The 628-nt window shown below is 58.1% G+C and carries 1 protein-coding gene; it reads left to right on the top strand.

Going from position 1 to position 628, the window contains the following annotated elements; all coding sequences use genetic code 11:
- Positions 1-313 (top strand): hypothetical protein (locus AC1D34_RS38190; RefSeq protein WP_476827104.1); only part of this gene is annotated, 313 nt, incomplete at its 5' end.
- Positions 314-628: the final 315 nt, after the last annotated feature.

Genomic DNA, 628 nt, shown 5'->3' with positions numbered 1-628 from the left:
AGACCATGCACCGGGCTTGATTAATGATGCGATCGCCTTCGAGGTCGAAGAGCGCGGCCTCGACGATTTCCYGGCGCACTTTACCTTGCTCGGTGGTTATGTTCGCGGGAGTGGGCACATCCTGAACGCCACCGGGCACACCGCATCACCGCAAAGTATCGCGGCGGTCGGTGGTGCCTCGACGGCATGGATGATCGACCCCGAGCGTGATCTCACGGTCATCTTCCTATCTGCCGGCTTCATTGAGGGGCTGCGCCATATCGAGCGTGTGCAACGCATCAACGACCTCGCCCTCGCGGCGGTCGACGCCTAACAAAGTGCTGGAGAGGTAACCCGAGAGCCGCCTAACCAGTCACTCAGTAAAAGTCAGATCAAGAGCGTTTCAGGGCCTCGCCATGTCGCTCGTTGCAATCCAGCGCGATGCCATTCGATTAACGCCGACGAGCGCGGAACCAAACTAAAGTTCGCAATGGGTCGATTTCACCCCTTGGATTTCGGTCCGGAAGCTGACGTTCGATGAGCTGCCGAGCGGCGACGGGGTAGCGGCCGAAACAATCTCGGCCGATAATCTGCAATTAATTGCAATATAATCGGCTTCAGCTAGTCTGTGAGACGGACCAAGGAGGGG

Source organism: Allobosea sp. P1_A7, assembly GCF_056406775.1.
Note: the sequence above shows the minus strand (reverse complement) of the source record. Positions and strands in the feature narration are given on the sequence as shown.